A 7,866-nucleotide genomic window follows, 5' to 3' on the forward strand; every position below is an offset into this window, starting at 1 on the left:
TTTTGAAATCGATGAAGGAGCGTGGCACTTTATGATTTCTCACTTTCAATGGAAACCGTTGTTTAAAAAAGAAAAACTGCCCGGCTGGAAAATCTCGTTTTACCATAAAGGAACGCATTATGAAGGGATTTATCATCAATCAGGGGAAATCGAATGGGGAAGCGTCTATCCGCCGCACGATGATGAACCATCGCTTAAAAGCGAAATTCATGAGTTAATGCTCTTCCATATTTACGAGTAAACAGAAAAGGAAGTTTTTCAAATGCTGGAAAAATTAAAAGCTTTGTACGGGGAACGGCTGGTCGCTTCCGGATCGGTTCCAAAACATCAAGCACTCTGGTTTCAAACGGACGACGGAGAGACATTCGGCGTCTTGAAAGAGGCGGTTACCGATCGGGAAAAACGGCTGCTTTTCGCTTTGTTCCGGCCTTTTTATGAACCGCATCCATCGGAATTGACGCCCCGTGAGAAAGAATGGCACCGGTATTTTTTCGAAAATGCCCCGTTGGAAAACCCGCAAAACGCTCAGTTCGTCCAAGGGCATTTTTTCAAAATGAAACATTCCCCCGAAGAAAGATACGCTATAAAGGAAGCGGTCAGCGGATTTTTCGAACGCCCTCTCGTGGTGTGGTACAGCCTTCATGAAGCCTTGATCATTCATGAAGATCCGTCACCGTCCCTTTCCAAACAGCAGCTCACAGAGCTTGCGGACGCGCTGACAAGCGATTTTTTGGCAAATCCCGTCTTTTTCAGCGGCCAGCTTCATCACATCAACGCTTCGCTTCGGGAAAAAATCGGCTTTGAGAAACAGATGTTTCAGCATATTCTGGCGAATCACGATCATGGCAGCGTCTCCTCTTTTTATCAGTTCCTTCCGTCTTTTATGACGGCAAAGCCGGGGAAAATCAAGACGGGGGCGTTTTCGGATCTGGTTAAAGACGCGCTGTCAGACTCTGAGACAGCGCAGACCATCAAGACGTATATGAAGTGCAACCTGAATGCCTCCCTGACGGCGAAGCGGCTGTTTATCCACCGAAACAGCCTGCAGTACAGAATCGACAGATTTATCGACAAAACGGCAATCGATATCAGACAGTTTGAAGAAGCTTGCGCCGTCTACATGATCATGAATGCATTGGCACGCTAAACAGCAAAGTGCACGAATCCAAATTGTGCATCATGTCCATTTACACGAATGATTCAATTTTATAAACTGAAAACAAATAAAAGCGCTTACATAAAAAGGGGGAGAAACATGGCAGAGCTTGTGCTGGACCGGATTTACAAAGTGTACGACAATAAAGTGACAGCTGTGGACAATTTTAATCTTCATATAGAAGACAAAGAATTTATCGTGTTTGTCGGACCTTCAGGCTGCGGAAAATCGACAACGCTCAGAATGATTGCCGGCCTTGAAGAAATTACGGAAGGCGAATTCACCATCGACGGAAAGCGGATGAATGATGTCGCTCCTAAGGACCGCGACATCGCGATGGTGTTCCAGAATTATGCGCTCTATCCGCATATGAACGTCTACGACAATATGGCGTTCGGCTTAAAACTTAGAAAATTTCCGAAGGATGAAATCAAGCGACGGGTTCATGAAACCGCCAAAATTTTAGGCCTTGAACAGTATTTGGATAGAAAGCCGAAGGCGCTTTCCGGAGGCCAGCGCCAGCGGGTCGCATTGGGACGCGCCATCGTCCGCGACGCCAAAGTGTTTTTGATGGATGAGCCTTTATCAAACCTTGACGCCAAACTGCGGGTTCAGATGCGCGCAGAAATCACCAAGCTCCACCAGCGCCTGCAAACGACGACGATCTATGTCACGCATGACCAGACAGAGGCGATGACGATGGCGACGAGGCTCGTTGTCATGAAAGACGGCGTCATCCAGCAGGTCGGCGCTCCGAAAGAGGTCTATGAAAACCCGGAAAACGTGTTTGTCGGCGGTTTTATCGGCTCTCCGGCAATGAACTTTTTCACCGGCAAGCTCACGGAAAAAACCTTTACATTCGGCGATGTTTCCGTTCTTGTTCCTGAAGGGAAAATGAAAATTTTGCGCGCGAAAGGCTACGTCGGAAAAGAAATCATCATGGGCATCAGGCCTGAGGACATTCATGACGAGCCAGTCTTCATCGAAGCCTCGAAGGAGTCAAAAATCGATGCAGCTATTGAAGTTGCTGAACTGATGGGCGCCGAAACAATGCTTTACTCCCAGGCCGGCGGCCAGCCGTTCATCGCAAGGGTCGATTCGCGGACCGACGTCCAGGCAGGCGATACGCTTGCTCTTGCTTTTGACATGAATAAATCGCACTTCTTTGATAAAGAAACAGAGCTCCGCATCCGCTCTGAAGGATGACGGACAGGAAATAAAGTTGACCGAAGCTTAGCACCCGCTATCCTTCGGTCAATTCAATTTCAACCCTTTCATCGTAAGAGCAGTCTTGGCATGTATATAAATGAATGCAGCTCGTTTCTTTCTGCATAAAAGAATCAAACTCCATATACGGGCTGTAAGGGCCGTAAAAATCGGTCACTCTCCCGGTATCGGCCATTTCGCTGCCGCACCTCGGGCAAACCCTTGCCTCGGCCAGCATTCCATTGCACACAGGACACATGTGGCATCCTCCTTGCTTTTTCCCTTAGCTTGCCCCTTCCGATTAAATTTCACCTTTCAACATTTACCAGATTGATTTATGCATGGATTTCGCTCCAATCCATCATAATACGTAGTACAAGGCAGCATTGGGCTCAGCCAGAGAGGCAGCGGCTTTCAGCCGCAAGCTGGTGCAAATCCAGCCGGCCCAACCACACTAATTGATAAAGGAGTTTGAAAAGAATGGCTAACCAAAATTCTTCAAATCAGCTGCTTGTACCCGGAGCCGCTCAAGCGATCGATCAAATGAAAAACGAAATCGCTTCCGAGTTCGGCGTAAACCTTGGCGCTGAAACAACTTCACGCGCAAACGGTTCCGTCGGCGGAGAAATTACAAAACGTCTCGTTGCTCAAGCTCAAGCTTCTATGGGCGGACAACAATAATCATCAACTTCATATCATGGCTAAAGCAGAAGGTGCACTCTTGCACCTTCTTTTTGCATGGGAAAATCCCGCACCCGTCTTCTCTGGTTTTCATATGCTGATAGAAAGGAGGAGTCGGCATGCAGCTTGTCGCAAGCATAAACTGGGAACTGCTTCAATTTGTCGGGATTTCCCTCTTGCACGAATATGTCGTCAATATTCGGCCGTTTTATGCGGCTTATCGCTTTCCTTGGACTTTTTCTTTCGGCCGATCTGACGTATGATAGACCAAATGGGAGGGATACGTCATGAAGATTGCGCTTTTTGGAGGTACAGGCCGTGTCGGACGAGCTTTTCTAAATCGGCTTGCAGCAGACGGCAGACATTCCGTCTACGCTCTTGTCCGCTCAGAGCATCCAAATCTGCCGAATACATGCTGCCGGACGCTTTCGGGAAACGCAAGAAACCCGGATGACGTTCAAACTTTAATAAGAGAAGCCGACATCGTTGTCAGCTGTTTAAATACAGATGGAGACGATACATTGACCGTCTCCACCCAAAACATTATACGCGCCATGAATGAACAAAACAAAAAAAGGCTGATCACAATCGGAACCGCCGGAATTTTAAATTCGAGGCAACATCCGTCACTTTACCGCTTTGAATCAAATGAATCAAAAAGGCGCTCAACTCGTGCGGCAAAAGAGCATGCCGACGTGTATGAGCGCCTCGTGAAAACAGATCTGGACTGGACAAACGTCTGCCCGACCTATCTTCCCGATGGTCCGGCAAGTGAAAGGTACCGGGTTGAGCGTGATTTCTTGCCGATCAATGGAAAAGAGATTACAACCGGCGACACGCCCACTTTCTTTACACGCAACTTGAAAGCGGCCGGTTTATCCGCGCACGGGCCGGACTGGCTTATTGAACGCCGGGGCTCACCCCACAAGCGTTCCCCGGCCTTTTTGGAGCTCATACATTTGATAATATTGCCCTTTTTGTTTCATGAGCTCCTCATGGTTGCCCTTTTCGATGATTTGCCCTTTATCAAGCACAAGAATTTGATCAGCGTTTTTGATGGTTGACAGCCTGTGGGCGATGATAAAGGTCGTGCGCCCTTTTTTGACAACGTCAAGCGCCTTTTGGATCACGGCTTCTGTTTCGGTATCGATATTGGCCGTTGCCTCGTCCAGCACGAGAATGGCCGGATCAAAGGCGAGCGCCCTTGCAAATGAAATGAGCTGCCTCTCCCCCGAGGAGAGGGTGCTGCCTTTTTCAATAACCGGCTCGTCAAAGCCTTTAGGCAAATGGGCAAGCAGTTTGTCAGCCCCTACATGCATTAATGCGGCTTCAATCTGCTCTTTTGTGATCTCTTCATTCTCAAGGCTGACATTCGAAGCAATCGTACCGGCAAACAGGTAGGGGTCCTGAAGCACGATGCCCATATGCTGTCTGATGTCCTGCCGCGGCCGATCATAAATGCTTGTTCCATCGATTTTGACATCGCCTTTTTGGATATCGTAAAAGCGGAAAAGAACGTTCATAATCGAGCTTTTGCCTGATCCCGTATGACCGACCAAGGCAACGGTTTCACCCTGTTTCGCCTCGAACGAAATGTTTTTTAATACATATTCACCGTCATCGCCGTACCGAAATGAGACATCCTCGAACACAACATGCCCTTTCACGCTGTCTCCGCTCGTTTCTCCAACATCGACACCCGGTTCATCCAAAAGCCGGAATACACGCTCAGATGATACCCTTGCAAGCTCAAGCTTCGGAAATTGGTTGACGATCCCGGTAATCGGCTCAAACAGCCGGGTCACGTAATCGACAAATGCATAAAGAACGCCGATCGAAATCATCCCTTCTGCATTGAGCGCAGCTCCTCCGAAGTACCAGATTAAAACAGCGATCATGACTTTTTGCAGAACGCCGACAAGGTTATGCGACATCAGCGAATTCAAATTGAGCATTTTGTTTTGATAACGAAAGTGGCTGTCGTTTAATTCTTCAAATTCGCGCATGATGTCCTTTTGGCGGCGGAATGCCTGAATGATCGGCATTCCTTGAATCGCCTCATTCATGTTGGCGTTAATCTCGCTGTTGATCGATCTGAGTTTATGATTGAAGCCTGACGCAAATTTGCGGTAGAAGGCCGCCCAAACCGCAATCAGCGGCAATATGATCAGGCAGGGGGCCGCAAGTCGGGCATCAAGCATGAACAAGGCTGCAAAAATCCCGGCCAGATATATCATGTTGGTCACAAACGTCGACAGGACGGTAACGTACAGGTCGCGGATCGCTTCCGTATCATTCGTTACCCGCGCGACAATCTTGCCGGCCGGCAAATTGTCAAAATAGCGGACAGGCAGCCTTTGAATGTTGGCAAAAACATCCTGGCGCATCTTCTGAATAATGCGGTTGGCGCTCATCTGCAAAAGATAGAATTGCCCGTAATGAAAAAAGATCGAGACGATGAGAAGTCCGAGGTACAGCAATACGAGCGATAAAAGCCCTTTGATTTCAGGTTCATAAAACGAGAAAACTTCAGACGCCGACAGCCGGACGGCCGGAAAGGATTCAGTCTGTCCTCCGCCCGTGATTCGCAATGCTCCGTCCTCTGCCGTCCTTTTTCCATCAAAAGGGACGGCCTCATCTACGAAATAATATGCCATGCCGACTTGGAAAACGCGGACTTCCTTCCGCTTGTTAAGCGTTGAATCTGCTCTGTCCTCCCTGACGTATTCCTTTCCTTTATAGGAAACTGTATACTCGCTCTTTTCCGAGACTTCATACCACGGTTTTTCAATCCCTAAAATATGGTCGTCAATCATTTTTTTGCCGATCATCGGCCCTGTCAGTTCGGCTGCGACGGCCACCGCGAGCATCAAGAGGGCGCAGATCAAAATGCGTTTATAAGAAAGTGCATATTGAAAAAGCCGTTTTCCGGTCTTCATGCCACAGTCCCCCCTTCTTCCCCTGAAGACAGCTTCTGTGCTTCATACTGCTCAAAATACCAACCTTTCCCTTCGATCAGCTCTTCATGCGTTCCCCGCTCTAAGATTTTGCCGCCCTCCAGGACAAGGATGAAATCGGCATGCTCGACCGCTGACATACGGTGCGAGGTAATAAAGGTTGTTTTTCCTTTCCGATTCTGGCGGATGTTTTCGATAATCGCCGCTTCCGTTTTCGCATCCACCGCTGACAGCGAATCGTCCAAAATTAAAATATGGGGGTTGGCGATCAACGCTCTCGCAATCGAAATCCGCTGCTTTTGTCCGCCTGATAATGCCACTCCCTTCTCGCCGACCATCGTTTCAAGCCCCTCGGATAAAAGCTCAATATCCTTTTCCAAATGGGCGGCCCGAATCACGTCCTCTACCTCCTGTTCTTTTGCCCGTAATCCGCCGAATAAAATGTTCTCTTTTACCGTTTTTGAAAACAGCACATGATCCTGGGGCACGTATCCGATCCAGCTGTACAGCTCATCAAGCGGCAGACGCCCGATCGGCACACCGGAAATGCTGATCGTCCCCTCCCCTTCCGGATACTGTCGCAAAAGCTGTTTGATCAATGTCGTTTTTCCGCTCCCCGTCTTCCCTACGATTCCAACGGTCTGTCCCTTTAAAACCGTGAATGAAATCCCCGAAAGATTGCGCGAGCTTGAGCGTGGGTACGTAAAACTGACCTTGTCAAAGACGATATCTCCGGGTTCTGCAGTTTCAGGATGCGGTGCTTCTTTCACATCAGGCTGATAGCGAAGCGTTTCATTTACCCTGTCGAGCGATGCATTCCCTCTCTGCATAATATTGATCAGCTCGCCAATCGCGAACATCGGCCAGATCAGCATCCCCAAGTATACGTTGAAGGAGACGAGCTCCCCGAGCGTAAGCTGGCTGCGGAATACAAGGTAAGCCCCATACCCCAAACCGATTAAATAGCTGATTCCGACAAGCAGCTTCACCGTCGGCTCGAACAGCGAATCGATCAGCGCGACTTTCATGTTTTTTTGATAAACATCGGCCGTCATGCTGTTAAACCGCCTGACATCGTTTTTCTCCTGAACATATGCCCTGATCACCCGTACACCTGATACGGATTCAAGCACCTGATCATTTAGATCGCCAAACGCTTTCTGCGCCTCTGTAAAACGCTGATGAATTTTTCCTCCGTATATACTGATCGCCGCAGCCATCAACGGAAGGGGAATGATCGATGCAAGCGTCAGCTTCCAGCTGATCAAAAATCCCATCGTAAACAGAATCGTCAGCATAAACATGGTTGAGTCCACAAGCGTCAATATTCCGAAACCCGCCGTCATCGAAATCGCTTTTAAATCGTTTGTCGCCCTCGCCATCAAATCCCCTGTTCGGTTCTTTTCGTAAAACGGGGGCGTCATCTTTAACAAATGCCCCATCAGCTTTGACCGGAGGATTTTTTCGATCAGATTCGCCCCGCCGAACAGCTGATACATCCAGTTGTATGAGAGCGTGTAAACAACGAGCGAGAGCCCGATCAATAAACCGATATAACCGAACATTCGCATCGGCGAAAAAGCGCCTGACTGCATATCGTCAATCGCGTTTCCGAGCAGTTTCGGCGGAAACATCTCAAGTACATTTACGATTAACAACAGGACGATCGCGATCGTATAGCGCCGCCATGCGTTTTTAAAAAACCAGCCGAGCTTCCATAATACGGAAAACATTGATATCCACTCCTTTTTTAACCGCCTTCAAGCTTTTCCTTACAGTCATTGATCTCGCGTCTAACATGTGGCATAACCCATTCCTCCTTTTGAAATATTCGAAAACCCGGCTGTTTTGATATGCTCCCCTAAA

At 48.4% G+C, this 7,866-nt stretch carries 8 protein-coding genes and 1 pseudogene; 6 read left to right on the forward strand and 3 right to left on the reverse strand.

The features are described 5' to 3' along the window. The first annotated feature begins 31 nt into the window (after positions 1 to 31). The 3 genes from V7126_RS17040 (at position 32) to V7126_RS17050 (ending at position 2,362) form a co-directional block, all read left to right on the forward strand. Complete coding sequence (locus V7126_RS17040) at positions 32 to 241, forward strand: YheE family protein (RefSeq protein WP_046129755.1); 210 nt, start codon at positions 32 to 34, stop codon at positions 239 to 241. Positions 242 to 262: 21 nt separating this feature from the next. After that, positions 263 to 1,147: a helix-turn-helix domain-containing protein gene (locus V7126_RS17045; protein ID WP_046129754.1), complete on the forward strand. Its 885-nt coding sequence runs from the start codon at positions 263 to 265 to the stop codon at positions 1,145 to 1,147. Positions 1,148 to 1,255: 108 nt separating this feature from the next. Beyond that, positions 1,256 to 2,362 carry an ABC transporter ATP-binding protein gene (locus tag V7126_RS17050; RefSeq protein ID WP_335497860.1) on the forward strand — a complete coding sequence of 369 codons (1,107 nt, stop codon included), beginning with the start codon at positions 1,256 to 1,258 and terminating at the stop codon, positions 2,360 to 2,362. A 37-nt stretch (positions 2,363 to 2,399) separates the two neighbouring features. On the opposite strand, the gene V7126_RS17055 is transcribed toward V7126_RS17050, so the two are convergent. Continuing rightward, positions 2,400 to 2,621 carry a hypothetical protein gene (locus V7126_RS17055; protein WP_335497861.1) on the reverse strand — a complete coding sequence of 74 codons (222 nt, stop codon included), beginning with the start codon at positions 2,619 to 2,621 and terminating at the stop codon, positions 2,400 to 2,402. A 221-nt stretch (positions 2,622 to 2,842) separates the two neighbouring features. Here V7126_RS17055 and V7126_RS17060 point away from each other — a divergent pair, with 221 nt between their 5' ends. From V7126_RS17060 to V7126_RS17070, 3 genes and pseudogenes are all read left to right on the forward strand, one after another. After that, a complete protein-coding gene (locus V7126_RS17060; RefSeq protein ID WP_046129751.1) occupies positions 2,843 to 3,043 on the forward strand; it encodes an alpha/beta-type small acid-soluble spore protein in 201 nt (66 codons plus the stop codon). Positions 3,044 to 3,162: 119 nt separating this feature from the next. Next, positions 3,163 to 3,306, forward strand: a complete 144-nt coding sequence (locus V7126_RS17065) for a hypothetical protein (protein WP_164918138.1) — start codon at positions 3,163 to 3,165, stop codon at positions 3,304 to 3,306. Between the two features lie 24 nt (positions 3,307 to 3,330). Continuing rightward, positions 3,331 to 3,950: pseudogene (locus V7126_RS17070) on the forward strand (NAD(P)-dependent oxidoreductase). 10 nt (positions 3,951 to 3,960) lie between these two features. Here V7126_RS17070 and V7126_RS17075 read toward each other — a convergent pair. Continuing rightward, entirely contained in the window at positions 3,961 to 5,982 is a 2,022-nt protein-coding gene (locus V7126_RS17075; protein ID WP_175077147.1) for an ABC transporter ATP-binding protein, read from the reverse strand. Then, a complete protein-coding gene (locus V7126_RS17080; RefSeq protein ID WP_335497865.1) occupies positions 5,979 to 7,733 on the reverse strand; it encodes an ABC transporter ATP-binding protein in 1,755 nt (584 codons plus the stop codon). Before V7126_RS17080 ends, V7126_RS17075 begins: the two co-directional genes overlap by 4 nt. Positions 7,734 to 7,866: the final 133 nt, after the last annotated feature.

The organism is Bacillus sp. JJ675 (assembly GCF_036963165.1).
GTDB lineage: Bacteria > Bacillota > Bacilli > Bacillales > Bacillaceae > Bacillus > Bacillus glycinifermentans.